24 protein-coding genes and 1 pseudogene are annotated in these 24,619 nt (G+C 42.8%); 14 read left to right on the forward strand and 11 right to left on the reverse strand.

From position 1 onward, the window contains the following. Window positions 1–10: 10 nt before the first annotated feature. Both KVT28_RS24315 and KVT28_RS24320 read right to left on the reverse strand, forming a co-directional pair. Window positions 11–874: a serine hydrolase gene (locus KVT28_RS24315; RefSeq protein ID WP_217550688.1), complete on the reverse strand. Its 864-nt coding sequence runs from the start codon at window positions 872–874 to the stop codon at window positions 11–13. Between the two features lie 110 nt (window positions 875–984). Continuing rightward, window positions 985–1,458 carry a transcriptional repressor gene (locus tag KVT28_RS24320; protein WP_217550690.1) on the reverse strand — a complete coding sequence of 158 codons (474 nt, stop codon included), beginning with the start codon at window positions 1,456–1,458 and terminating at the stop codon, window positions 985–987. Window positions 1,459–1,529: 71 nt separating this feature from the next. Here KVT28_RS24320 and hisI point away from each other — a divergent pair, with 71 nt between their 5' ends. Genes hisI through KVT28_RS24335 form a run of 3 tightly spaced genes read left to right on the forward strand, consistent with a single transcriptional unit; the run spans window position 1,530 to window position 4,116 of the window. Next, window positions 1,530–1,949: a phosphoribosyl-AMP cyclohydrolase gene (gene hisI, locus KVT28_RS24325; RefSeq protein ID WP_217550692.1), complete on the forward strand. Its 420-nt coding sequence runs from the start codon at window positions 1,530–1,532 to the stop codon at window positions 1,947–1,949. A 19-nt stretch (window positions 1,950–1,968) separates the two neighbouring features. After that, complete coding sequence (gene zigA / locus KVT28_RS24330; protein ID WP_217550694.1) at window positions 1,969–3,192, forward strand: zinc metallochaperone GTPase ZigA; 1,224 nt, start codon at window positions 1,969–1,971, stop codon at window positions 3,190–3,192. Window positions 3,193–3,249: 57 nt separating this feature from the next. Then, window positions 3,250–4,116, forward strand: a complete 867-nt coding sequence (locus KVT28_RS24335; protein WP_217550696.1) for an isocitrate dehydrogenase — start codon at window positions 3,250–3,252, stop codon at window positions 4,114–4,116. 243 nt (window positions 4,117–4,359) lie between these two features. Here KVT28_RS24335 and KVT28_RS24340 read toward each other — a convergent pair whose 3' ends face one another. From KVT28_RS24340 to KVT28_RS24355, 4 genes are all read right to left on the reverse strand, one after another. Then, on the reverse strand, window positions 4,360–6,057 hold the full coding sequence (locus KVT28_RS24340; RefSeq protein WP_217550698.1) for a nucleoside recognition domain-containing protein: 1,698 nt from the start codon (window positions 6,055–6,057) through the stop codon (window positions 4,360–4,362). Continuing rightward, window positions 6,014–7,144 carry an NAD(P)/FAD-dependent oxidoreductase gene (locus KVT28_RS24345; protein WP_217550700.1) on the reverse strand — a complete coding sequence of 377 codons (1,131 nt, stop codon included), beginning with the start codon at window positions 7,142–7,144 and terminating at the stop codon, window positions 6,014–6,016. The genes KVT28_RS24340 and KVT28_RS24345 overlap by 44 nt, the downstream gene beginning before the upstream one ends. A 70-nt stretch (window positions 7,145–7,214) precedes the next feature. Further along, window positions 7,215–8,612, reverse strand: a complete 1,398-nt coding sequence (gene cysS, locus KVT28_RS24350; protein WP_217550702.1) for a cysteine--tRNA ligase — start codon at window positions 8,610–8,612, stop codon at window positions 7,215–7,217. Window positions 8,613–8,693: 81 nt separating this feature from the next. Next, on the reverse strand, window positions 8,694–9,146 hold the full coding sequence (locus KVT28_RS24355; RefSeq protein ID WP_217550704.1) for a Fur family transcriptional regulator: 453 nt from the start codon (window positions 9,144–9,146) through the stop codon (window positions 8,694–8,696). 113 nt (window positions 9,147–9,259) lie between these two features. On the opposite strand from KVT28_RS24355, the gene KVT28_RS24360 reads away from it, so the two are divergent. Beyond that, window positions 9,260–10,462, forward strand: coding sequence for a GTP-binding protein (locus tag KVT28_RS24360; RefSeq protein WP_217550706.1), 1,203 nt, complete (start codon window positions 9,260–9,262; stop codon window positions 10,460–10,462). Here KVT28_RS24360 and KVT28_RS24365 read toward each other — a convergent pair. Then, the gene (locus KVT28_RS24365; RefSeq protein ID WP_217550708.1) at window positions 10,459–10,698 is read right to left on the reverse strand and encodes a hypothetical protein; all 240 of its coding nucleotides are present in this window, start codon (window positions 10,696–10,698) and stop codon (window positions 10,459–10,461) included. The genes KVT28_RS24360 and KVT28_RS24365 overlap by 4 nt on opposite strands. Window positions 10,699–10,775: 77 nt before the next feature. On the opposite strand from KVT28_RS24365, the gene KVT28_RS24370 reads away from it, so the two are divergent. The 10 genes and pseudogenes from KVT28_RS24370 (at window position 10,776) to KVT28_RS24415 (ending at window position 20,689) form a co-directional block, all read left to right on the forward strand. Further along, window positions 10,776–11,195 carry a TraR/DksA C4-type zinc finger protein gene (locus tag KVT28_RS24370; RefSeq protein WP_217550710.1) on the forward strand — a complete coding sequence of 140 codons (420 nt, stop codon included), beginning with the start codon at window positions 10,776–10,778 and terminating at the stop codon, window positions 11,193–11,195. A gap of 60 nt (window positions 11,196–11,255) precedes the next feature. Further along, a complete protein-coding gene (gene folE2 / locus KVT28_RS24375) occupies window positions 11,256–12,185 on the forward strand; it encodes a GTP cyclohydrolase FolE2 (RefSeq protein WP_217550712.1) in 930 nt (309 codons plus the stop codon). Next, complete coding sequence (locus KVT28_RS24380) at window positions 12,175–12,735, forward strand: carbonate dehydratase (RefSeq protein WP_217550714.1); 561 nt, start codon at window positions 12,175–12,177, stop codon at window positions 12,733–12,735. Before folE2 ends, KVT28_RS24380 begins: the two co-directional genes overlap by 11 nt. Window positions 12,736–12,943: 208 nt before the next feature. Beyond that, window positions 12,944–14,896, forward strand: a complete 1,953-nt coding sequence (gene thrS / locus KVT28_RS24385) for a threonine--tRNA ligase (RefSeq protein WP_217550716.1) — start codon at window positions 12,944–12,946, stop codon at window positions 14,894–14,896. Window positions 14,897–14,911: 15 nt separating this feature from the next. Then, window positions 14,912–15,733 (forward strand): M14 family metallocarboxypeptidase, encoded by an 822-nt coding sequence (locus KVT28_RS24390; protein ID WP_254633641.1) that lies wholly within the window; start codon window positions 14,912–14,914, stop codon window positions 15,731–15,733. Further along, a complete protein-coding gene (locus KVT28_RS24395; RefSeq protein ID WP_217550718.1) occupies window positions 15,730–17,079 on the forward strand; it encodes a dihydroorotase in 1,350 nt (449 codons plus the stop codon). The genes KVT28_RS24390 and KVT28_RS24395 overlap by 4 nt, the downstream gene beginning before the upstream one ends. Before the next feature lie 23 nt (window positions 17,080–17,102). Then, window positions 17,103–18,218, forward strand: a pseudogene (locus KVT28_RS24400) (S-(hydroxymethyl)glutathione dehydrogenase/class III alcohol dehydrogenase); the annotation flags it as partial. A gap of 95 nt (window positions 18,219–18,313) precedes the next feature. Next, entirely contained in the window at window positions 18,314–19,321 is a 1,008-nt protein-coding gene (gene hemB, locus KVT28_RS24405; protein ID WP_217550722.1) for a porphobilinogen synthase, read from the forward strand. Between the two features lie 53 nt (window positions 19,322–19,374). Then, window positions 19,375–20,229, forward strand: a complete 855-nt coding sequence (locus KVT28_RS24410) for an N-acetylmuramoyl-L-alanine amidase (RefSeq protein WP_217550724.1) — start codon at window positions 19,375–19,377, stop codon at window positions 20,227–20,229. Between the two features lie 277 nt (window positions 20,230–20,506). Beyond that, complete coding sequence (locus tag KVT28_RS24415; RefSeq protein WP_217550726.1) at window positions 20,507–20,689, forward strand: DUF1289 domain-containing protein; 183 nt, start codon at window positions 20,507–20,509, stop codon at window positions 20,687–20,689. Window positions 20,690–20,895: 206 nt separating this feature from the next. Here KVT28_RS24415 and KVT28_RS24420 read toward each other — a convergent pair whose 3' ends face one another. The 4 genes from KVT28_RS24420 to KVT28_RS24435 form a co-directional block, all read right to left on the reverse strand. Continuing rightward, window positions 20,896–21,651, reverse strand: a complete 756-nt coding sequence (locus tag KVT28_RS24420) for an ABC transporter ATP-binding protein (protein ID WP_217550728.1) — start codon at window positions 21,649–21,651, stop codon at window positions 20,896–20,898. Between the two features lie 2 nt (window positions 21,652–21,653). Next, window positions 21,654–22,661 carry an iron ABC transporter permease gene (locus KVT28_RS24425; protein WP_254633642.1) on the reverse strand — a complete coding sequence of 336 codons (1,008 nt, stop codon included), beginning with the start codon at window positions 22,659–22,661 and terminating at the stop codon, window positions 21,654–21,656. Window positions 22,662–22,686: 25 nt separating this feature from the next. Beyond that, the gene (locus KVT28_RS24430; protein ID WP_217550730.1) at window positions 22,687–23,694 is read right to left on the reverse strand and encodes an ABC transporter substrate-binding protein; all 1,008 of its coding nucleotides are present in this window, start codon (window positions 23,692–23,694) and stop codon (window positions 22,687–22,689) included. A 303-nt stretch (window positions 23,695–23,997) separates the two neighbouring features. Then, the coding region (locus KVT28_RS24435; RefSeq protein ID WP_217550732.1) for an integrase core domain-containing protein at window positions 23,998–24,619 on the reverse strand (622 nt) is incomplete at its 5' end.

Here is a 24,619-nt window from a genome sequence, read left to right on the forward strand (position 1 = left end):
AACCTAAAATTCAGTCATAAGGGAGTGTAACTGACTTAAAGATAGTAAGTTTGTTATCTTTTTTACGAATGAGCCAGTTTCTCAATGTTATTGCATCAGCATAATGGCCGTATTTGGAATGGGAGCCAAGGATAACTATTATGTAATCATGGTGTTTTATTTTTGTCATTAAGATAAGACAGTGGCCAGCTTCGTTTGTATAGCCTGTTTTTTGTAGCTTAATATTCCAGCGCGGGTTGTTTATTAACCCGTCTGAATTTTTGTATATAATGATTACTTGTCCAGTATTTGCCGAAGTGATTTTATCTGTCGTGAATTTTCTAATAACAGGATACTGAACGGCGTGTTTTACAAGTAAATAAAGATCATGTGCAGTTGAAACATTTGAAGGAGAAAGACCTGTTGGATCGTGGAAATGTGTACGAGTCATTTTGTAATTTAAAGCTGTCTGATTCATTTTTTTCATAAAGGCCGTTTTTCCTCCCGGAGTATGCCTACTCAAAGCAGATGCTGCTCGATTTTCTGATGACATTAGAGCTATATGAAGTAGGGAGTATCTGCTTAATTTAGAGTTAACTTTCAGTCTCGATGCACTATGCTTAAGTATGTCTCTGTCTGACTTTGTGATTTTAATGATCTCGTGATCAGGTTGATGCGATTGAAGTGAAATTATCCCGGTCATTAATTTGGTTAGCGAAGCGATTGGATAAACACTGTTGATATTTTTAGCATAGTTCAATCTTTTAAATGTGAGATCATAAACTAAAATAGAGCGTGACTCAGTTTTAGGGGGGTATTTGGAAGGGGTAGCTAAACTCCGATGCGGAAAAATAATAACAAAAGCAGTAAGAAAGCAATAAATAAAGTTATTCAAAACAGTTCACTAAATCCGAAGTTTCAGGGTGTTATAACATAACAATTGCATTATCTTGGTTCAAACATTTTATATTTCAAATTATGAATAGTGAAATGTCTAATTTTTTGTCAGATGCATTTTTTACAAACAACACTTATTTCAATAACTGCTGAATTTGATGTGTAACCTGTATTCACTAGCGATGCCATTAATGAATTTTTCAAGTTCGAATCTTGAATTTGTGCCGTGGCATTGCAAAGTGGACATACGAGCATAAGTTTTGTTTTTTTCTTGTTATATTCCTTAATAAGCGAATAAGTATGACTTGTATGAAACTTACAGATGATACCTTTCGTAATTAGGAATTCTAAAGCCCTGTAGACAGTAGGGGGAGCAGCTTTAGGTTTTATCAGCTTTATTCTTTTTAGAAGGTCATATGCCTTTATACCATCAGCTTCCCGCATGAGAATTAATAAAACGGCTTCACGTATGGGAGTCATTCTATGGATACCCTTACTGCACATTTTGTGAGCCAATAAGAGTGTTTTCTGTTCTTTAGAGTTAGCGGTGTTTAGAAAACTTGCAATATCACATTTATTCATTAGTTACCCCTACAAAAGCGATGGCTGATGGTGTAATGTTATAACATATCATTGACGGTGGGAGCCATACGATGTTTATCAAACTTGAGAAGGCGTCTGCTAACACAGCATTTCCCCTTGATGATGTTCTAAACGCGATCAAGTGGAACCAGCAGAGTCTCATACCAGTGATTACGCAGCAGTTTGATACTGGTGATGTACTGATGATGGCTTGGATGAACAGAGAGGCACTTCAGGAGAGTCTTAGCAGCCTTCAGGCGTGTTACTGGTCTCGATCGCGAAAAAAACTCTGGCGCAAAGGTGAAACCTCTGGATGCACACAGCAAATCATTGAAATGAGACTTGATTGTGACGGTGATGCGCTTCTGCTGCTGGTGAATCAGTTAGGCGCAGCTTGCCATACCGGACGAAGCAGTTGTTTTTATAACGCCGTCAGGGGGGATCAGGTTGTGGTCCTATCCAACCCAAACATTATTATGCCTAATTATTAGCTGGATGAGGAAGTGAGCTATGACAGAGATACAAGCTTTGAATGTCATCGATAAACGATTACCTGTGACTGTACTTTCAGGATTTCTAGGTGCTGGTAAAACGACTTTACTCAATCACATTTTAAATAATCGTGAAGGTCAACGCGTAGCTGTGATCGTCAACGATATGTCTGAAGTAAATATTGACGCAGCACTGATCAGGGAAGGCGGCGCAGAACTTTCACGTACGGATGAAAAGCTCGTTGAGATGAGCAATGGATGCATTTGCTGTACTTTACGAGAAGATTTATTACTTGAAGTGAATCGCTTGGCAAAAGAAGGGCGCTTTGATCAACTTGTAATTGAATCAACAGGTATTTCAGAACCTTTACCAGTAGCAGAGACATTTACGTTTGCTGATGAGGATGGGCAAAGTCTCTCTGAGATTGCGCGCCTCGATACTATGGTAACAGTTGTCGATGCCTATAATTTTTTGCGAGATTACGAATCCAACGAAAGTATTAAAAATCGCGGGGAGTCGCTAGGAGAAGAAGATGAGCGCACAGTAGTTGATTTGCTTATTGATCAGATTGAGTTTTGCGATGTGTTGGTGCTAAATAAAATTGACTTAATAGATGATAAGCAGCGCGAGCATCTTCTTGCAATCATGCATAGCCTCAATCCCCGTGCAAAAATAGAGTATGCTCAGTTTGGCAAAGTCCCATTGAGTAGTTTGCTAAATACCGGCTTATTTGATTTCGATGCCGCTTCACAGGCGCCTGGCTGGTTACAGGAACTCCGAGGTGAACATACACCGGAAACCGAAGAATATGGAATATCAAATTTCGTATTTAGAGCGCGTCGCCCATTTCATCCTCAGCGTTTTTCTGATGTTGTCGAAGGTAAAATGGAAGGTGTAGTGCGGTCAAAGGGGTTTTTCTGGTTAGCGAGCCGTCCTGAATATGCGGGATCTTGGTCGCAAGCGGGTGGCGTTGCCAGGCAAGGTCTTGCAGGAATGTGGTGGGCTAGTGTGCCCAAAGAACGTTGGCCAGAAGATTCTGAATCACAACAGTTCATCATGTCAAACTGGATCGATGGCATTGGAGATGCGCGGCAAGAACTCGTATTCATTGGTATTAAAATGGATAAAGAAAATCTTCTGCAGAAGCTTGATAATGCGTTGTTGACGGATGAAGAAATGTCCCTCGGACCAAATGCATGGAAGCAGTTAGCGGATCCTTTTACACCGTGGTTTGACTATTAATTTTACTCAACCCGGCAAAACTGCCGGGTTATTTATGGTTCTCTCTTTTGGATATATATGAAGTTATTTATTAAAAACCTAACAGTTATTGATTTTTCTTATCTTGACGCTGAGCGTGGTATTGTTGGGAATAGTCTTATTGTAGATGTTGTTTTCACTGGTTCATTAAATGAACAAAATATGGTGATGGATTTTTCATTGGCTAAAAAGACCGTTAAAGCATCGATTGATGAACTTACCGATCATGTTCTTATCGTTCCTGTTCGCTCTAAAGTTATTTCAATAATCGAAAGTAAAGGCAGGAAAAGCGTTTCACAAAAGAATCATAATAATATGATTGACATTTTGATAGACGCACCTGTTGATAGTTTCTGTCTATTAGATTGCGAACAAGTTAATATCATGGAGGTTGAGGACTATCTAACCAAAATGATATTGCCAAAATTACCAAATGAAGTCACTGCATTGTCTATAAAGCTCAGGAAGGAAAGCACCAATTCGGAACTCTATCATTACACCCATGGTCTCAAAAAACATGATGGAAATTGCCAGCGTATTGCTCATGGGCACGCGTCGCAAATTTCAATTTTTGTTGATGGTGTAAGGAGTAAAGAGTGGGAGCAGTATTGGATAAATCGATGGAGAGATATATATTTAGCCTCAGAGGAAGATGTTATCCAGCATGAAAAATTATCTGATTCGGTATTCTGCCAATGGCACCCAGAACTCATTGCCATGCAGTATCTAAGCAGTCAAGGAAACTTTGAAATGATGATTAATAAAAACAAAGTTGATATGTTACCCTGTGATACTACCGTAGAAAATTTAGCAAGATTTATAAAGGATGAAATGTTAAGAATGGCACCTTTCAAAGATATAGAAATCCATGCCTACGAAGGCATAGACAAAGGTGCCATTGCTTAGATAATTAGAGCTGGTTTTATTTTAACATACAATTAAAATACCGAGTTTTGAGCGGCATTCTTAAACCAACCTATGACTCTCGTTAAATGCTCATTACCATAAAGAACTATAAAACGACGAGTCTCTGGATTGTCAATATTCGTAAGCACATTAAGTCTTTCATCAATATAAGTTGATGTAAGAGAAATTCTACATTCATTTGTGATGCAGTTTCTCCATTCAGAATATGTTTTTGGAATCATGTTATGCTCTCATTTGTAGATAGATGATCAATATACTTGATGATAATACTGATGAAGTTATTTGGCGGAATAATAACGTAAAAGCCATTCTCACACTGAATTCTTTTGCTATAGTAAAAACGGTGACCAGGCAGGGCACGAGAGTAGAAGATAACCAGACAAGTAAAAGAGTTTGAACTGGGCCAAGCGATTGTAGTAAATGACCTGAATCTTGATTCAATACCATAAGCCCATCTTTTCTAAAAAAAGAAAATACTATGCCCGGCATTACTTCTCCTGGAAGGCTAATATTTTTTAATAGAGGGGAAAGATGATAACTACACCAAGCAGTAAACCCAAAGTAATCAAGTGTTGATGATAAAATGCAAATTATCAAAAAAATAGGCATGGCCTGTTTAATAAACTGAAGAACGCTATTTTTTAAACCCGCTTTTAAAGCCTTTATTTTTGGCCACTGCAACCATGTTCTTTCTGAGAAATAGGGAGACATCTCATTATTGAAGGATGGATACCAGAACTTAGTATGTAAAGCAGAGGCTAAAAAAAGTAAAAGTATATACGGTGCAAAAAGCCATGGGTGTTGTGAAGCATTAAATATTGAGAGGCTAGCACCAATTTGGTAACTGCATGCTGATCCAAAGGTAATCATGCTCACGCATGCACCACGGGTACAGCGAGAGCACGATCGACTCTGATGGACAGCTACAACGTTACATCCATAGCCACTAAGAATAGGAATTAAATCTTTTCCGTTCAGCCCTATCCTGCGAAGGGGGATATCGAGCGCAACGGTGATACGCTCCTTAAGACCGCTGTCTTCAGTAAGAGCGACAGATAGCGCAATTAGCAATACAACAGGAAATGCCCATATGAATGAATAAATACCGAGAGTAAGTAGACCGTAACTACCAAATAAACTTTCATAAATAAATGGCGGGAATGTGCCGAAACCTGTTTTTAGTGGGGCAATGATGTAGCTATCGACTGCAGGTTGGATGTAGTTTGAAAGATGCCATGCAAGCCAAACTGGAAGAGCAAAAAGCACTATGAGACTGAAACTTGCAAGCAACGGACCCCATACCTTATGCTCTAGAATTGTAATGGGGGGTTTATCTACCATGACATTCTCTAAAGGATAATTAGTAGAATGATGTAATTTAGGTCTGGCAATCTGATGATTACTTTGGATAGTTTCCAAAATAAGAGAACGGGAATCTTCTTCTGGATATCGTGCATTGACCGCAACAACTTCTCTTCCTGAAGCCTCTTTTAAAATGGAGATTAACTCTGATAGACCATATATCACTTTATCAGGAAACGTAAGTATGATTGCAGCAAGATTATTATCTTCGTGTAAAAGAGAACTTAAAGCCCGCCATTCTTCTAAGGCATTCGTTGCTTTAATAACCATTAAAACAGAATCGCTATCAGCCAGTCTGTCAAGTGCGAGTTTTGTTGTTTCACTGTCGGCATGCAAGTTTATGCCTGGTGTATCTACCAGGTGAATATGGTTATCAGATAATAAATATTGCCTGCAAAAAACGGTCGAACCACGAAAGTTGCGTTCATCGCTCGATCCGAATTGGGTCAGTAAGTTAAATAGGCTAGATTTACCTGAGCTTTCGAAGCCAATCAGAGCGACCGCTTCCGCTTTTTTAACAAGCACAGTCGTCACCCGAGCAGCACGAATTGCTGACATTCGAAGTCCAAGTCCAATCGTTGGCATTAATCGGCAGATTCAACTGACTGGCTACCGCAGCAGCAACGATGGAAAATCGCTGACGAAATTTATAAATAAAGCAGAAAATACTTTGCTGATGACGTACCTGGGGACCAACGAGATACAATCTATTAAAGAGAGTAGAAGCGTCTTCCTCTGTCAAATGGGGATACCCCTCATCGTTCCATTCGAAAAATGGTCGAATCTGGCGGGCACCTCCACCACACTGAAATCCTGTACACAGTATCGGTCGTTCTGAACATACCCAACCACGGCCATCAGATGTGTTGATCAGATATCCTCCATCTGGATCCAGTGTTTTACTGACGTCACACACTTCTGCATCTTCATATATTTCTAAATTAGGATTATCAAGAGCATTTTCCAGTCTCTCTTTGCTGTAGGGGGATAGTGAAATACTTGGATCTGAAATGTAATTGGCGGACCATGGAGCAGAACGTGTCAACATTTTGACTTTACATCCAACATTAAGGAGGTTTATTGCCGCGTCGACAGCACTTTCATACCCCCCAATAATCACATAATCTGCAGGTTTAAAGTCTTGCCAGCTGCTAATGTCAGCATAGTGACAGCATAATTCAGAGCCACTGAAAACATAACGTTCTGGAAACTGAAACTCTCCGGTCGCCCAAATTAGAATCTTAGTTTCAAGTGTTTCACCTGTCGATGTAATGAGGCGATAGTCACCTGTTCCTAATAAAGTGACCTGATCAACATTTGAGTAGAGCAGTGTTGGAATTTGATAATCTAACAAAACCTCAGACAGGTATTTTGCATAGGCTTTTCCATCAGGATGTTCACGACCTGATGAAGTGGCTAATGAGCTATCAGGGGTTACAGCATTAAGATCAATAGGTCCAAATGGATTCGAGTAAAAGGAGGGAGTAATGAATCGCGTCTCTGCCGGCCAGCGTATAAAAGATGCTCCAATCTCATATCTGTCTATGATCAGTACATCCTGCACACCAATTTGGCGAAGCGTCGCAGCTATTCCAACCCCTGCTGGGCCAGCCCCTACAATGATAACGTCTCGTGGTGTAGCCATAATTTAATTCGCCCCTATGTGTTATGTTATAACGTAACACATAGAGGTTTTTTTTTAAAATAATTTCATGTCAAATGTTCGTTTTCATTCTCCAGCGTGTCTTGCCCGCATCATCTTCAATTTCAACTCCGTGCTGTTCAAGCCAGTCGCGTATGCGGTCAGCCTGGCTCCAAGCAAGATTACGTCTAGCCTCTTCACGTTCTAATATTTTGAGATTGATTTTAGTAATGAACTCACTTTCAGAATCAATCTGTTTTTGTAAAAAATGTTCTGGATTCTGGCCCAGCAAACCAAGCACATTGCCTAATTTAACCAAAGTATTAGCAAGAAGTGCGGTTTCAGAATGGTTCTCGTTATAACTGCGATAAACGGTTTTTGCTAACTCAAAAATTACTGCTAACGCCTGCGGCGTATTGAAATCATCATCCATAGCGCGCATAAAGCGTATGGTCCATTCATTTTCATGGACATTATAAGTACTTGAGTTATTTGCATAGCGACATGCAGCGTAGAGCCTCCGTAATGAAGAGTTCGCGACCATTAAATTTTCATCACTGAAGTTCAGTGGTTTGCGATAATGCGCACTCAGTAAAAAAAAACGAACCGTTTCTCCATTGTACTTTGACAACACATCGCGCAGCGTTAGGAAATTGTTGAGTGACTTAGACATTTTTTCTTTATCAACGGTCACCATACCGGTATGCATCCAATAATTAACATATGGCCCGTCATTCGCGGCTGTGGATTGTGCTATTTCATTTTCATGATGAGGAAAAATAAGGTCGGCACCTCCCCCATGGATATCAAAATGTGTGCCTAGATAATGACTGTTCATCGCCGAGCATTCGATATGCCAACCGGGACGCCCCATACCCCATGGGGATGGCCAGGCCGGTTCACCAGGTTTAGACTGTTTCCATAGAACAAAATCGAGAGGGTTCCTTTTAGCTTCATTGATCTCAATACGAGCACCGGAAATGAGTTTGCTTATTTTTTGTCCAGAGAGAATTCCGTAGTTTTTGGCCGCGCTCGTAATAAACATCACATCGCCGTCATCGGAGATGTAAGCATATTGACGTTCAATTAATCGTTCAATCATATCGATAATTTCAGGAATATGATTACTTGGTCTGGGTTCATAGTCAGGAGGTAGAATATTTAAAGCAGTAAAATCTTTATGCATCTCCTCTACCATTTCTTCTGTTAATATACGCCAGTCAATGTTCAAATCCTGGGAGCGTTTAATTATTTTGTCGTCGATATCAGTAATGTTTCTAACATATTTAACTTCATAACCACGATAACGCAAGTATCTGACAATCATATCAAAAGAAACGAACGTTCTGCCATGACCCAAATGGCATAAATCGTAAACGGTTACACCACATACATAAATTCCAATCTTCTGTTCATTAATGGGTTCAAGCTGTACTTTCTTTTTACCCAATGAGTTAGTAAGTTTGATCACGATCTCCAACCTCGTTAAGCTAAAAAAACTTAGACAGGTATTTATTAAATTCCGGCAATGTGGATTGGCAGAAAAGAATGATTATTTTTGCGGGGCAATATTACAATCTGAACACAAGCCATAGCTAGCAAGCGTTATTTCACGTTCCTCCATACCTTGCTGACTCAACCGAGATTTAACCATTTGCATGGCTTGCTCGAGCACTGGGTCTAACTCAATAGGAATGACATGATGGCAACGATCGCACTCAAAGCTACCCATTGGTGCTTCATTCTTAATTGCAAAACGCTGCAAGCGATGCGAATCAGTGTAACGCTTTACAAGCCCCGTCTGATCCAGTCTGTCAAGTATGCGGTAAAGCGTTACGCGATCTGGTGCGGTATCAGCCAGTCGAAGGGTGATTTCATCATGACTAAGCGCTTCGCTAGAGCTTTCCAGACATTGTAACGTTGCAACAATAGCGGAAGTGGCACGTAAGCCATGACTGTGCAGAATCGTCTTCCAGTCAGCTTGATGTGTGGAATTTTTGTCCATGTGATTGCTCTCATAATGCATTCTGTTTGAATTTCTGCCAGAAGTGGATATTATCGCAACTCAATTGCGTTTAGTCTAGATGATACAGATTTTATTACTGGCAGGTTTATAGAGTGAACAGTATACCGGTTACAATCCTGAATGGCTTCCTTGGTGCTGGCAAAACCACGTTGCTCAAAAGCTTACTTGTTCAGGCCCACAAGCAAGGCCTGTCAGTCTGTGTGATCGTCAATGATATGAGTGAGTTAGATATTGATGGCGTTTTGGTGGCAAATACTGAAATTGTGGGTCCTGAACACCATAATTTTGTGGCGCTTTCTGCTGACAGTATAAGTAGTAAGACAGGAATTAATAAGTTAGACAGTGGTCTAACAACTTTACTGCAAAATCAGACACCTGACCTAATTTTGATTGAGACATCAGGAAGTAGTCATCCTCTTCCATTGATCCGTTATTTTCGTAATCACGAGCGAGTCTCCCTCAGGGCTGTTGTCTCATTGGCTGATGCGATTATGCTCAATGAAGATTATGATGCCGGAAAGTCACTCATCCCTCGATTTAAGAAAAACCTTCAAGAAGGAAAGCGTGGCGTTGAAAACTTGTTGGCTGAACAGATCATGTTTTGTAGTCATTTGCTACTGACTAAAAATGATCGTCTGCCGCTTTCGAATGTGACTGAAATCGCCAAGGCCATTCATTCTCTCAACCCTTACGTCTCGGTAAAAGCCGTGCAATGGGGGAATCTAGATATAAATGTATTGTTAGAGGCTATCGATTACAACTTTGAAAGGGTTAGCTTGCTGATTGAGGAGCTACAGGACGAAATTGATGTGCCATCTTATCAAATGGAATCAGGGGCATATAATATTACTTCGCGTGTTATTAGTGATGATCGTCCTTTTCATCCGCAACGACTCTGGAATGTCTACCATGAATTCCTCAGTCCCGGTATTCATCGAAGTAAAGGTTTTTTTTGGCTTCCCGGCCGTGACGATCTCGCTTTGCTGTGGAACCAGGCTTCAGGAAGTATAAGTTTGGAGTTTATCAGCTTCTGGAAAGCTGGCGTTTTAAATCATGAAAATAATTCGTTAACTCAGGAAGAGCGGCAGGTACTGAAGCAGCAGCTTAGCAGTATGCCAGGACGCTTTGGCGACCGCCAATGCAGCTTGACAGTTATTGGTCAATACGAAGAGGTTGATCCTTTTGTTGAAGCATTACAACAGTGTTTTCTTACAGAAGATGAGATTGATGCATGGAAAAAAGGTGCAACTTTCCCAGATCCTTGGCCACATAAAGTAGCAAGATTGAAAAATTAATTTGATGAATTTCTTAACTGTGTGCAGTAAGAGCATTGACATCCACTAATAGGTTTAGCACCACAGGTGCCGGGATGAATATTTTGAGCGTCCATCTCATGGAAACCATAAAAGTGCGATTCTAGGGAAGAGGTCTTTCCGTGATCATTCAAACCATTTAAAGAAATTTTAGCCTGAAAAGCACCGGCATTTGAAGCAACCAGCGAGCAGAAAAAAATAATAAATTTGTTTTTCATTGTACAGTCCAAAAAATCGCATGTGTGGTGACTTTATATAACATCTCACATCAGTCCGCAATCATGGAGACATACATATGGCGACTCCGTCTGCGTCAGAAAGAAAAGAGTTACTGGCTATGCCAGACTCTGAATATATGAATGCTAAACAAAAAGACTTTTTCTTTCGCTTGATTACAAGTGAAAGGGCACGTCTCATTGAGCATATAGACGAACTTTCACAACAACTCAAACGTAGTGAACAGCAGGGCGATGAAGCTGATAAAGCCATCAGGGAAGAGGAATTACGCCTCCTCTTTAGGCAAATTGATCGCCAAAGCAGGCTATTACCAAAATATGATGCTGCACTGATTCGATTACATAATGATGAATACGGTTTTTGTACTGAGACAGGTGATCCCATCGGCTTGCAACGTTTGCTCCTTAGACCTATTGCTGAACTGAGTATCGACGCAAAAATTCGACAGGAAATGATTGAATCTCAATATCGTAAATAAGCGGAGAGGATTATCTAGTTACTTAATTTGAATTTATATCTATTAACTAGTAGGTTAAATATGACCAACAACCAAACTTTGTGCCCTAAATCACTGGCTGATATGCAGTCTGCTAAGGATGGGGATTATAATACTGAGCTTTCCTGGGTAGGGATGGAACAAATCGATCTCCCTGTTGAAATTGAAGGAAAACCCATCACCGCAAAAGTAAATGCAGGCATTAATCTTCTTGCGGTGGAATCAGGTGAGAAAGGCATTCATATGTCACGTCTTTATCTGTTACTGGATACGCTAACTCAACAAGAAATTACTCCCCTTGTCCTTAAGGATACGCTTAACGCTTTTTTGAAATCGCATCATTCTCAAAGCAGTGAGGCGAGTATTGAGATTTCTGGTGATATTCTTCTATCCCGAAAGTCATTAAATTCCAATCTTTTTGGCTGGAAAGCCTATCCGTTAAAACTTACAGCCAAGATGCACCGTGTCTTATCCCTTCATTTACAAGTTGGGATTCCTTACTCGTCTACATGCCCAAGTTCAGCAGCACTGAGCAGGCAAGTAACGCAGTTGAAGTTCAGACAAGATTTCGGGAAGCGAATTGACAGACTTCCGCTTGAAGAGGTCGCTCGGTGGTTAGGTGAGTCAGGTATGCCGGCAACACCCCACAGTCAACGGAGTTGGGCATGGGTAAATATTAAGCTTGCAGCTGATGCTGAAAAAATTCCTGTTAAAAAGCTCATTGACGTTTGTGAGACTGCGCTTGGAACAGCAGTTCAAACGGTAGTTAAGCGAAGTGATGAGCAGGCATTTGCAGTGGCCAATGGTCAAAACCTGATGTTTTGTGAAGATGCAGCACGTACGTTGAAGAGAGCGCTTATTTCAGAAAATTGCTGTGATGCATTTGATATACGCATTGAGCATCAGGAAAGCCTGCACCCACACAATGCTGTAGCAAGAGTCAACTGGACAGGAGAAAACAATGCTACGTAAGAATCCCTCAGGGCATTCACCTCAGGTTTCCACTAAGGCCTATATTGATCCCACTGCTGTGATCTGTGGACATGTCATTATCCATGATTACGTTTATGTTGGACCTTACGCTGTAATTCGTGCTGACGAGCTTAATGAAAGCGGTGATATGGACCCGATCGTTATCCATTCCCATTCTAATATCCAGGATGGAGTGGTCATACACTCCAAAAGTGGTGCGCCAGTTACAATCGGTCATTCAACGTCTATAGCGCACAGGGCAATTGTGCATGGGCCCTGTGTCGTAGATGAGCGAGTATTTATCGGCTTTAACAGTGTTCTGTTCAACTGCCATGTAAAAACGGGCTGTGTTATCCGATACAACGCAGTTGTTGATGGTGTCACCTTACCGGAGAGCACCTATATTCCCTCTACCGAACGTGTTGGCCCCGACTCCAATCTGAGTGATTACAATCGGGTAGACCCAGCTTCTTTGCAATTCTCTGAAGAGGTCGCCACAACTAACGTTAAGTTGGTTGAGGGATATCAGCTTCTTAGAAATGAATTCTGACAGAAACTAATGGTGCTGCCTTTCTGGTAGCACCACTCAACTGGGGTGGCTTTGAACGGCTGCATTGTTCATTCATCACGCAAATGAACGGGAAAATCCGTGTAAAAGTCCTCACAGAGATTGTTAATGCAACTTGGTGGCGTTATGATTTGCGCATCTACCGCAACAGTGTTGCGTTTGTCTGGTGTAGCAATGTCGGGATGCCCACATGTCAGAAATATTAGAATTAAAATCCAATCTTATAGCCATTGAATTACCAGATGGTTCATTGAGGAATGTTCCCGTTGGAACAACCGTTCAGGAAGTTGCCAACACACTTGGTAGCTCAGTCTCTAAGAGCGCCATAGCTGCAGAGCTCGGTGGGTTGCGCGTTGATCTAAGTACACCTATCACTTCGCCTGCGCTTTTGAATATCATCACACAGTTTGATGAAGAAGCACTTGAGATCATTCGACATAGTTGCGCTCATTTATTAGGCCAAGCTGTAAAGCAACTCTTCCCCCATGCAAAAATGGTAATTGGGCCTACCATCGCGAATGGCTTTTATTACGATATCGCCAGTGAGAAACCTTTTACCACAGATGACTTGCTGAGCATTGAAAAGCGTATGCACAAGCTGATCAGCAAAAACACACCGGTGATAAAAGAGTGGGTGTCTAAAAAAGAGGCTATTGCCTGCTTCACTTCACGTGCTGAAGATTACAAGTTGCGGTTACTTGCCGATATGACTGAGGTGGAAAACGTAGCACTCTATCATCATGATGAATATATCGATATGTGCCGTGGACCTCATGTGCCTAATACTCGTTTTCTTAAGCACTTTAAGTTGATGAAAGTCTCGGGAGCATACTGGCGGGGAGATGCCAAAAACGAACAGCTTCAGCGTATTTATGGGACCGCATGGGCAACAAAAAATCAGCTAGAGCAATGGCTTCAAAAGCTTAATGAAGCAGAAAGGCGGGATCATCGTAAAATTGGCAGAGAGCTTGACCTGTTTCATTTTCAGGAAAATGCTCCGGGGGCCGTATTCTGGCACCCCAAGGGTTGGACGTTGTTTCAGCAATTAATTCAGTACATGCGTAAACGTCATGATGCTGCAGGCTATGTAGAGGTTAACACCCCTGATCTAATGGATCGCAGCCTTTGGGAGACTTCAGGTCATTGGGAAAATTACCGTGACAATATGTTTACAACGCAGACAGAAGATGGCCGTGTACTTGCATTAAAACCGATGAACTGTCCGGGTGCGGTTATGCTCTACAAGCACGGGCTCAAAAGCTATCGTGATTTGCCTTTATTGATTTCAGAATTTGGTAAGGTGCATCGCTATGAACCATCAGGTTCTTTGCATGGCCTTTTACGAGTAAGGCATTTTACGCAGGATGATGCTCACATCTTTTGCACACAAGACCAGATTGAGCAGGAATGTCAGAACATATTGCATCTGGTGTTGGATATCTACCATCAGTTTGGATTCGGTGATGTTTCTATTAAGCTCTCGACGCGCCCTCAAAAACGTATGGGGAGCGATGAAGACTGGGACATGCTTGAGAATGCCCTGACTAATTCTTTAGATGCGCTGGATCTTGAATGGAGTGTTAATCCGGGAGAAGGCGCATTTTATGGTCCAAAACTTGAGTTTGTATTACATGATGCGATAGGTCGAGACTGGCAATGCGGCACTTTGCAGGTAGATATGAATTTGCCTGAAAGGTTTGATCTTCAATATATCTCAGAAGATGGAACACCCAAACGGCCGGTAATGCTTCATCGTGCGCTGTTTGGTTCTCTTGAACGTTTTACCGGGATTTTACTCGAGCATTATGCTGGTAAATTACCTGCGTGGCTTTCACCTGTTCAAGCTGTAGTCATGACGATCACTGAAAAGCAAAACAACTATGCTCAGTCAATTGTGAATCAGTTACGCAAGCATGGCATCCGTTGTATCAGTGATGTACGCAATGAAAAGATTGGCTTTAAAATTCGAGAACACACATTGGGCCGTATACCTTTTCTTTTGATCGTAGGAGAAACAGAGGAAGAAGAGCTGCGCGTAACAGTTCGCGACAGGACCGGTGGATGCATTGGCACACTTCTAATTGATGAAGCAACGGCAGCTTTGAATCTTTGCTGTCAGTTTCCTGAAATCAACAATCATTAAAGTGGAGTAAGAATTTTGCATCAACGTGGTCTGACGCGCCATATCTGGGCAACGCAAAAGAAAGGTATCAACAGTAACGACACGGACTTTCTATGCCACTCTGTACGTGGTGAAGCAGCGCGCTGGGGCTTTATTGAATCAATTCTAGGTGATGTAGGAGAAGGTCCTATCATACTGTTTCAATCACCTAATCAGGGATGCTCTCTTCCCCATATACTTATTACAGCAGGCTTTCATGGAGAGGAGCCTGCTGGCTCATGGGGCATCCTTGAATTTCTTGAGCAAGGATCTCCTGATCTTTTCGACAAAGTTTCAATAAGCCTTATTCCATGGGTCAATTTAGCAGGGCTCTCGAAAGGCCATCGTTTCAACTTCGCAGGTGAAAATCCCAATCGTGGGTATTTCTGGGAGGCGGACACAGCTCCTTCAAAAGAGGGAGCTGTTTTACTGCATCATTCGGAACGACTTAAAGATGCAGCTAAAGACGGTGTGCTATGTTGCCATGAAGATAGTTTTTCAAATTCGGCGTATGCCTACACATTTGAAGAAGGAAATGAGCCGGGTACTTTTAGTAAATCATTGCGTGATGAGTTAGGGCGCTTTTTTAATATAAGCACCGCGTCCAGCATTGATAACTGTTCATGCACAGAAGGGATTATTTACAACCACTTCGATACTTCTTTTGAGTCCTGGATGGTTTCATCAGGTAGTCGTGTGGGCGCATGTACTGAAACTCCGGCACTGGCGCCTTTTCATGTCCGGGTTAACGCTAACCATTATGTCATGGGAGCTTTTATTGCTGCCATTCTCGAGCATTCAGCAGCGGAGCTATCATGAATCGTATTTTAATAACTAATGCATTGATGATTAATGAGGATCAGCGCAATGTCGTTGATGTGCTTATTGAAAAGGGAAGAATTGCATGTATTGCCTCCCAGCTGAGTGTACCGGCTGAATGTCAGGTTATTGAAGCCGAGGGAAAATGGTTGATCCCAGGTATGATTGATGATCAAGTGCATTTCAGAGAGCCTGGACTCACGCATAAAGGAACTATCGCTACAGAATCACGAGCTGCAGTTGCAGGAGGAATCACAAGCTACATGGAGATGCCTAATGTGTCTCCACCAACGACCACATTGCAATCTCTATGCGATAAATTTGAGCGTGCTATGAGCTCTTCAATTGCAAACTTTAGTTTTTACTTTGGTGCAACCAATGACAATCTTGAAGAACTCAAAAGATTGAGCGTTAACGCGGCATGTGGCGTCAAGGTTTTTATGGGAGCCTCTACAGGAAATATGCTGGTTGATGATGAAATCGTTTTGGAAAATATTTTTAAGCATGCTCCTGGACTCGTTGCTACGCATTGTGAAAAGACACCGATAATAAAAGAAAATGAATTAATCTGGTCGGCGAGGTATGGAGAAGATATACCGGCTTTTGAACATGCTAATATACGTTCACCAGAAGCATGTTTGCTGTCTTCGGCATTAGCCGTATCATTAGCCAAAAAACATTCAACTCGACTTCATGTGTTACATCTTACTACAGCTGAAGAACTGACTTTGTTTGAACCAGCGCCTTCTTTGGCTGATTTGAAAAAAAAACAAATCACTGCAGAAGCTTGCGTTCACCACCTATATTTTAATCAGGACGATTATAAAGAGCTTGGTCATCGTCTCAAATGTAATCCAGCAGTTAAATCACATTTTCATCAAGAAGCTCTGTGGGATGCGGTCAAACGTGGTGTTATTGATATTATAGCAACAGATCACGCACCACACCTTCCAGGAGAAAAAGCTCAAAAGTACCTTTCGGCACCTTCGGGATTGCCGCTGGTTCAGCACGCCCTACCTGCACTATTTGACCTATGCTCACGTGATATTTTTACCCCTGAAATGGTGGTGAAAAAGACCAGTCATGCTGTAGCTGAACGATTTCAGCTTAAAGATAGAGGATACATCCGGGAAGGTTACTGGGCAGATTTAGTTTTAGTGGACCCCGATAAATCGACACTTCCAGATGCTAGTAATCTTCTCTATAAATGTGGCTGGTCTCCTTTTGAGGGGCGAAGTTTACGAGGAGGAAAAATCGATAAAACGATTGTGAATGGCAGAGTTGTCTGGCAAAACGGAAAAATAAATGATGTTGGTCCAGGTATAGCATTGGACTTTAATCGATAACGTCCAACTAATAGGAGTATTCTATGAAAACACGTGCGGCTATCGCCTGGGCACCTAATCAGCCACTTGAGTTTGAAGAAATAGACCTTGATGGGCCGAAAGATAACGAAGTGTTAGTCCGAATGGTCACGACAAGTTTATGCCATACAGACGTTTTCACTCTTTCAGGAAGAGATCCTGAAGGTAAGTTTCCTTGCGTATTAGGGCATGAGGGATGTGGAATTGTAGAAGAGGTCGGGAAGAATGTCACTTCAGTAAAAGCGGGAGATCATGTTATCCCGCTTTACACGCCAGAAGATCCCGACTGTCCCTTTATAAAATCAGGAAAGACGAATCTCTCGCAATCTATAAGAAAAACACAGGGCGAAGGATTAATGCCCGATGGGACCAGCCGTTTTTCGTTTAAAGGACAAACTATTTACCATTACATGGGGACAAGCACTTTCAGTGAGTATACGGTTCTTCCTGAAATTGCTGTAGCGAAGATCAATCCCAATGCACCGTTGAGTAAGGCATCAATCATGGGGTGTGCCATCCCAACCGGAATAGGTGCCGTCAGGAATACGGCAAAAGTCCGTAAAGGCGATACTGTTGCTGTATTTGGGTTAGGTGCGGTTGGTATGGCGGTTATTCAGGGAGCAGTTATGCAGGGTGCTTCCAGAATTATAGGAGTCGATGTTAATCCGGCTAAATTTGGACTTGCCACGTCACTTGGTGCAACGGAATGTGTAAATCCAGATGACTATCAGCAACCACTTCATGAAGTCATTATTGAGATGACAAATGGTGGTGTTGATTTTTCATTTGAGGCCGTTGGTAACGTCAGGTTAATGAGAGCTGCGCTTGAATGCTGCCACAAAGGGTGGGGCGAAAGTATTATCATTGGAGTTGCAGGCGCTGGAGAAGAAATTGCCACTCGGCCATTTCAGTTAGTTACGGGGAGGGTATGGCGAGGTAGTGCCTTTGGTGGCGTATTAGGCCGTTCGGAACTTCCGGGTATGGTTGATGAATGGTTACGTGGAGAAATAAATATTGATCCTTATATAACTCATAACATGAGCCACGAGTCGTTAAATCTTGCCTTCGATTTATTGAAGCGCGGTGAAGCAATTCGTTCTGTAGTTCATTATCAGGAGAATGAAACCATCAGCGATGACCTCCCTGGCATAATCGTTAACGCAAAGGGACAAAGCATTTCTGCAGCACAAGCCAAACAAATTAAATAAGGATAGATATGACTACGATTATACTGGGCTCATTCCCGGAGCGTCGCTTACGCCGTTCTCGCACCCATTGCTTTAGTCGCCGTTTGGTTGCAGAAAATATCTTGAGTGTGAATGACCTCATATATCCAGTTTTTGTCATTGAAGGAAAAAACACAAAGCAAGATATACCATCTATGCCTGGTGTTTTCAGAATGAGCATTGATCTACTTGTAAAAGAAGCGAGGGAGATAGCTAGTCTGGGTATCCCTGTCATTGCCCTATTCCCTTACATAGATAAAAAATATAAATCATTAACTGGAACCGAGTCTTTCAATCCCGCGGGGCTTATTCCCAGGGCAATATCAGAAATAAAAAATGCTTTACCTGAATTAGGTATTCTTACTGATGTGGCACTTGACCCTTACACAACACATGGGCACGACGGTATCGTTGATGAGCATGGATATGTACAGAATGATCTAACTAAAGATATTCTGGTCCAGCAAGCTTTATGCCATGTTGAAGCAGGCGTGGATATAATAGCCCCTAGTGATATGATGGACGGACGTATTGGCCGAATACGCCTCGAATTAGAAACACGTGATTTAAATAACGTACAGATCATGGCGTACTCTGCTAAATATGCTTCAGGTTATTACGGCCCCTTCCGAGAAGCCATAGGTACTGACAATACTTTGCTTAAATCAGATAAGAAAACTTACCAAATGGATCCAGCTAATCGATTAGAAGCACTTCAAGAAGTTGCGCAAGATCTGCAGGAAGGCGCAGATATGGTTATGGTAAAACCAGGAATGCCTTATCTAGACATAATCAGAGAAGTAAAAGATAAGTTTGGTGTACCTACATTCGCTTATCAAGTCTCAGGTGAATATTCCATGCATATGGCCGCCTTTAATAATGGATGGCTGGATATGAGAAGCACCGTAATGGAGTCTTTACTGTGTTTTAAAAGAGCAGGCGCTGATGGGATTCTGACTTATTTTGCAAAACAAACAGCTAATTGGTTACAGGAATGAATTAATAAATATGCTATTTCTAAAATACTTCGTGACCATGAATTTTGAAAAGTATGAAACACAAACTTGAACTACGCCGTAGAGATTTTTTACTTTCTTCGCTTGCATTTTGTCTACCTGCATTATCGAAGGAAGAATATGCCACTCTTAAATTCATACCCTATTCTGAATCCCAAGGTAACTCTCGTAAGAAGGAAAAAAATAATAAGTCAATGAATGCAGCACCACTATCTACAAAAAAAATTGTTGTAATCGATCCGGGTCATGGAGGTAAGGATCCTGGAGCTATTGGACATAGAGGTGCAGAAGAAAAGCATGTAGTGCTTGAAATAGCAAATAACGTTCGTGCATTGCTTGAACATAATAAGCACATTGAAGTTAGGCTTACACGCGAAGAAGACTTTTTTATACCATTGTATGAAAGAGTCAATATCGCACATAGGCATAATGCTGACATGTTTATGTCAATTCATGCAGATGGCTTCACCAGTCCGGCAGCACATGGAGCTTCAGTATTTGCATTGTCTACACGTGGAGCAAGCAGCATGATGGCTCGTTACCTATCTAAAAAGGAAAACTCGGCAGATAATTTTGCAGATATAAATGTAAAAACAAAAGATCAAGACTTACAGAAGGTATTATTTGATCTGGCGCAGACACATAATATTAAAAGTAGCCTTAATTTATGTAAGCATATGATCCAACATATTCGAGGTGTTCACACAATGCACAGTATACATCCCGAGCAAGCTGCATTTGTCGTATTAAAATCTCCAACAATTCCATCTGTACTTATTGAAACATCTTTTATTACTAATCCCAGAGAGGAGTTCTTGCTAGGTACAAGTGCATTCCGCATGAAAATTGCTAAAGCTATTGCAGGTGGAGTTGAAAGTTATTTTTCATAATTTACATCTTCAAAGACTATACGTGTATTTTTCCATCATATTAAATGAAAGTGTCAATTTATTTTATCTTTAAGCACGGTGTTAAAAATGATTTTAATGAAATAGTTCCTCTTGTTAACTGATGACCCAATTATAAGTGGCTAGTATATTTAAAGAACTAAATCTGCTATTATATTAAGTTCAATAAATATTTATTTTCACAGCTCATGTCGATGATTAACTCGCGTGTTCAGTTTTCGCTTCATGGGCTGGGTAATCACGCTACAAGGAGTTCTGCATGGCAATAAAATCACCCTGTTTAGATATATGCGTATTTAATGGTAAAAGCGGATGGTGTGAAGGTTGTGGCCGCACACGGCTTGAGGCTAAGGAATGGCCTAAGATGTCACCCTTTCATAAGAAAGCGTTGGCGCGGGTATTGGATGGGCGGATGACCATTCTGCGGATGCAGGTAAAATAAACTTATTCCCCGATGCTTCGCAAAGGTGGTGCCGTAGAAGGGGTCGTCCGTTTACGTTTGCTTATTACTTATCCATCGGTTTCATTACGCCTGATTAATTGCGAACAGTTGACAGAGGTTCAGGGCTGGCACGGCTTCCACCCTGCTATCTACCGCCCAAACGTATGTACCTGACTGACCAGAACCCTCATCTGCGAACAGGTTTATCAGGCATACAGAATGTTTAATCCCCCAGAACGGGTCTCATTGACCTCGGCCTTCACCTGCCATGTGGAATGGATGAGTTCCGGCGTCAGTACGTCTCTAGGACTGCCCGTAGCCACCACCTTGCCATGATCCAGGATTACCAGATGCTGACAATATTTCGCAGCAAGGTTGAGATCATGCAACGCTATCACCACCGTTATTGGCAGTGAAGAGACCAACCGCATCAGCTCAAGCTGAAACTGAATATCCAGATGATTAACCGGCTCATCCAGTAGAAGGACATCTGGCTTTTGTGCCAACGCACGAGCGATCTGGCAGCGCTGCCGCTCGCCTCCCGATAGACGGTGCCATTGCCTTTTCACCAAATGTTCTAGCTGCATTAGTGTGATAGCGTCTGAGACCGCTGCATCGTCCTCTTTTGACCATAAATCAAAAAGTCCCCTGTGGGGAGTACGCCCAAGGCTAATGATATCACTCACCGTCAGCTCATCTTCAGCTTGCGCATGCTGGGGTACAAATGCCAGCCTTTTAGCAAGAGCCTTTCGTGGCAGCTTATTTAGCAGTTCTCCGGTAATACGGATGTTGGAACCAGCGGCGGGGATGAGTCCGGCTAAGGTGCGAATAAGGGTGGATTTGCCGGAGCCGTTTGGACCAAGCAGGCCTACGGTTTTCGATTGTTCTGCCTCAAATCCAACGTCTGACAGAATCATAGTTGCCTGTAGCGTTACGTTGAGATGGTTGACGGAAATGGCCATTCTTATCTTTCCCTGTTGCGATATAAGATGATAGCAAAAGCCGGTGCACCTATAAGGGCTGTTACTACGCCCACAGGCAAAACCTGATGCGCGATAAGTGTTCGGGAAATCAGATCAGCTAGGATCATAAAATGACAACCGATGATGAAAGTCATGGGGATAACAAGTAGATGGCGGTGTCCGAATAGCATCCTTGTGACGTGAGGAATCACTAAGCCAACAAACCCGACTGCACCGATCGAACTGACTATTACTGCCGTAATTAGAGCGGTGACCAGCAGAAGAACGCTTCGCACATAGATTATTCGCGTACCGAGCGTTGCTGACACGTCTGTTCCCATTGCAAATGTGTCAAGCGTTCGTGCGTAGCATAGTGCCACAAGGAGGGCAGCCAGAACGACCGCGCAGCAGAGGATAGCATCAGACCAGCGGACCCCACTGAGGCTGCCCAGTAACCAGAACATGACGCCACGTGACTGCTCCGCATTTGCTGAAGTGCTGACGATATAGGAAGTCAGCGCGTTAAACATCTGCGTGCCGGCAACACCAGCCAAAATAATGCGACCTGTTTTTTTCTGCATGCCGCCGGAGAGAAACAGTATCAGTCCGAAGGCGAAGCAGGCACCGATAAAGGCACCACCGCTTACAGATAATATTCCGCTTCCCACCCCCAGCAACATCACCATCACTGCGCCAGTTGAAGCTCCCGCTGAAATTCCCAGAAGGTAGGGCTCTGCCAGAGGATTTTTTAAAAGCGATTGCAGTATAAGTCCACACAGTGCAAGGCCACCACCGCTACAAGCAGCCATCAGTGAGCGACTCATTCGGTACTGCCACACAATACCGGCCTCCACGGGCGGCAAACTGTAGTGTGATAGGCCTAGGCCATTGGTAATGGCGCGAAACGTGGCCTTAAAAGTGATGGGCATATCACCGATGGAAGCGGATAAGACCATCATGACTGGTAAGCTCAGCAAGCCTGCCAAAATCATTACAGTGATCGTCAGCATAGGGGATGATGATGGCATCTTCATTTCAGCGGAATGCAGCCACATGCTGACTGATAAGCTCTAATGCATCCACATTACGTAGCGAGGGGTTTAGCGACATAGCCGGAACCACCACGATATGTCCCTGTTTAACCGCATTCATCTCGCGAGTGACTGGGTCATTCTCAAGAAACGCTTTTTTGACAGATACGTCATCCGCAGGATAAAGCCGACGGTCCATGCTGGCAATGACGATGATGTCAGGTTGCGACTGGGCTATATGCTCCCAGGTCACCGCAGGCCATTCCTCCGGAGAGTCAATAATGTTTTTAAGGCCAAGTGTCCGGGTTATCCAGCCCGGGGCGCCTAAATTACCCGCTATCCATGGATCGCCTTTAAGCCGTGTACTCGAAAACCAGTAGACAACCTTAAGCGGCGCAGAGTCACGCTTGGCCATCTTCTGCTGCGCACTTTCAACGCGTTCGGACAGCGCTTCTTTAAGATGTTCACCGCGGGCAGGAACATCAAAAATCTCAGCAAGCTGGGTAATTTCGTCATAAATAGTATTCACTGAGTAAGGGGCCGTTCGAGCGCCGTCTCCATTAGAAGTCGCGGTAACGGATTTTCCTTCGCAGTCTGCTGGTGAGATCCACGTTTTTATACCCAACTGCTCAAACTGCTGGCGAGTCCCAACCTCACCCTGAGGGCCAATATGCCAGCTGTACTGCGCAAGAACCATATCGGGATTCTGTGCGGCTACGGCTTCAAATCCAGGGGCATTATCGGCTAGACGCTTTAGATTTTTGCCTGCTTGTTCCAATTCAGTGGGCAGTTTGCCGAACCAAACTGAGGTGCCAGCGATTCTGTTTCCAAGCCCCAAGGCAAGAAGCAGTTCAGTTTCATGCTGTCCGACAGTGACCACCCGCGCTGGAGGATGTAAAAAAGTTTCTGACTGACCACAATTTTTAACGGTAAGAGGGAATGTGGCGGCACCAGCAACTGTGCTGCTTAGCGCGAGTGAGGCTGTAAGGGCGAATCTGACTAACGAGTGCATAATTTATCTTAATTGTAATGTTATAACGTTACATTATGATGTTTTCAGCTGTGCGATGTCAATAATGCCTCGTGATTTCAGTAAATTCGCGAATGAAGTTCTAGGAAGTGTAGCTGTCAAGCTCACTGATTTGCTGAGCTAAACCTGTCATATATGCATTAAAGATAATATGTACATTAAATCCCCCAGTTCTTATGCTGGAGGATATTTAACGCATGTTAATGTCAGTGTTACAAAAGCAGATTATTGGAGTTGCCCCCGCTAAAACTGACACGGCTAATTTATAGCTAGTAGCGAACTTCTTTACTCTCTCGGTGACTGCATTTTCAGCCCTTTATGAGGATGCCAGTTATTATAGTCTTCCATCCATTCCGTCAGTTTTTCCATTACGGTCACCGCATCCGGCAGGTCATTCACATACCCGTAGTCACGCTTGAACGTTTTCACGAACGATTCAGCCATCCCGTTGTTCTCCGGACTGAGCACCGGCGTCGTACACACGATGAACCCGAGAGAGGCAGCGAACGTCCTTGTGGCGTCCGCTATGTAGCAACTGCCGTCGGTCAGCCACTCAACGGCGTGTGGCAGGTAAAGCGTATTTCCAAATCGCTTTTCTACACTCTCTGTCAGCAGATACTGCACCATAACACTGTTTATACCACCTGTTGTGGCCGACCAACTGATGGCTTTACGATCACAGTAGTCAAGGCTGAAGACCACCCGCACGACTTCCCAATTCCAGCAGCGGATTTCGAAGCCATCTGAGCACCAGCGCGTATCCGGCTTAAGTGTCACGACGTTGGCGGTATGACAGCGTTCTGGCTTTTTATGGACAGATTTTGCCAGTAACAAGTTATTCGCCTGCATGATCTTGGGGTTAAGCCGCCAGTTCTGTTCCTTCAGCGGACGATTGAGGTGCGCAGTC

This window comes from Pantoea sp. GbtcB22 (genome assembly GCF_019091025.1).
Lineage (GTDB): Bacteria > Pseudomonadota > Gammaproteobacteria > Enterobacterales > Enterobacteriaceae > Pantoea > Pantoea leporis.

Bases quoted from the DNA above. Each gene is read 5' to 3' on its own strand.
- KVT28_RS24320 (WP_217550690.1), bottom strand. From the start codon at position 1,458: ATGAATAAATGTGATATTGCAAGTTTTCTAAACACCGCTAACTCTAAA.
- hisI (WP_217550692.1), top strand. From the start codon at position 1,530: ATGTTTATCAAACTTGAGAAGGCGTCTGCTAACACAGCATTTCCCCTT.
- zigA (WP_217550694.1), top strand. From the start codon at position 1,969: ATGACAGAGATACAAGCTTTGAATGTCATCGATAAACGATTACCTGTG.
- KVT28_RS24335 (WP_217550696.1), top strand. From the start codon at position 3,250: ATGAAGTTATTTATTAAAAACCTAACAGTTATTGATTTTTCTTATCTT.
- KVT28_RS24340 (WP_217550698.1), bottom strand. From the start codon at position 6,057: ATGTCAGCAATTCGTGCTGCTCGGGTGACGACTGTGCTTGTTAAAAAA.
- KVT28_RS24345 (WP_217550700.1), bottom strand. From the start codon at position 7,144: ATGGCTACACCACGAGACGTTATCATTGTAGGGGCTGGCCCAGCAGGG.
- KVT28_RS24355 (WP_217550704.1), bottom strand. From the start codon at position 9,146: ATGGACAAAAATTCCACACATCAAGCTGACTGGAAGACGATTCTGCAC.
- KVT28_RS24365 (WP_217550708.1), bottom strand. From the start codon at position 10,698: ATGAAAAACAAATTTATTATTTTTTTCTGCTCGCTGGTTGCTTCAAAT.
- KVT28_RS24370 (WP_217550710.1), top strand. From the start codon at position 10,776: ATGGCGACTCCGTCTGCGTCAGAAAGAAAAGAGTTACTGGCTATGCCA.
- folE2 (WP_217550712.1), top strand. From the start codon at position 11,256: ATGACCAACAACCAAACTTTGTGCCCTAAATCACTGGCTGATATGCAG.
- KVT28_RS24380 (WP_217550714.1), top strand. From the start codon at position 12,175: ATGCTACGTAAGAATCCCTCAGGGCATTCACCTCAGGTTTCCACTAAG.
- thrS (WP_217550716.1), top strand. From the start codon at position 12,944: ATGTCAGAAATATTAGAATTAAAATCCAATCTTATAGCCATTGAATTA.
- KVT28_RS24395 (WP_217550718.1), top strand. From the start codon at position 15,730: ATGAATCGTATTTTAATAACTAATGCATTGATGATTAATGAGGATCAG.
- hemB (WP_217550722.1), top strand. From the start codon at position 18,314: ATGACTACGATTATACTGGGCTCATTCCCGGAGCGTCGCTTACGCCGT.
- KVT28_RS24410 (WP_217550724.1), top strand. From the start codon at position 19,375: ATGAAACACAAACTTGAACTACGCCGTAGAGATTTTTTACTTTCTTCG.
- KVT28_RS24415 (WP_217550726.1), top strand. From the start codon at position 20,507: ATGGCAATAAAATCACCCTGTTTAGATATATGCGTATTTAATGGTAAA.
- KVT28_RS24420 (WP_217550728.1), bottom strand. From the start codon at position 21,651: ATGGCCATTTCCGTCAACCATCTCAACGTAACGCTACAGGCAACTATG.
- KVT28_RS24425 (WP_254633642.1), bottom strand. From the start codon at position 22,661: ATGCTGACGATCACTGTAATGATTTTGGCAGGCTTGCTGAGCTTACCA.
- KVT28_RS24430 (WP_217550730.1), bottom strand. From the start codon at position 23,694: ATGCACTCGTTAGTCAGATTCGCCCTTACAGCCTCACTCGCGCTAAGC.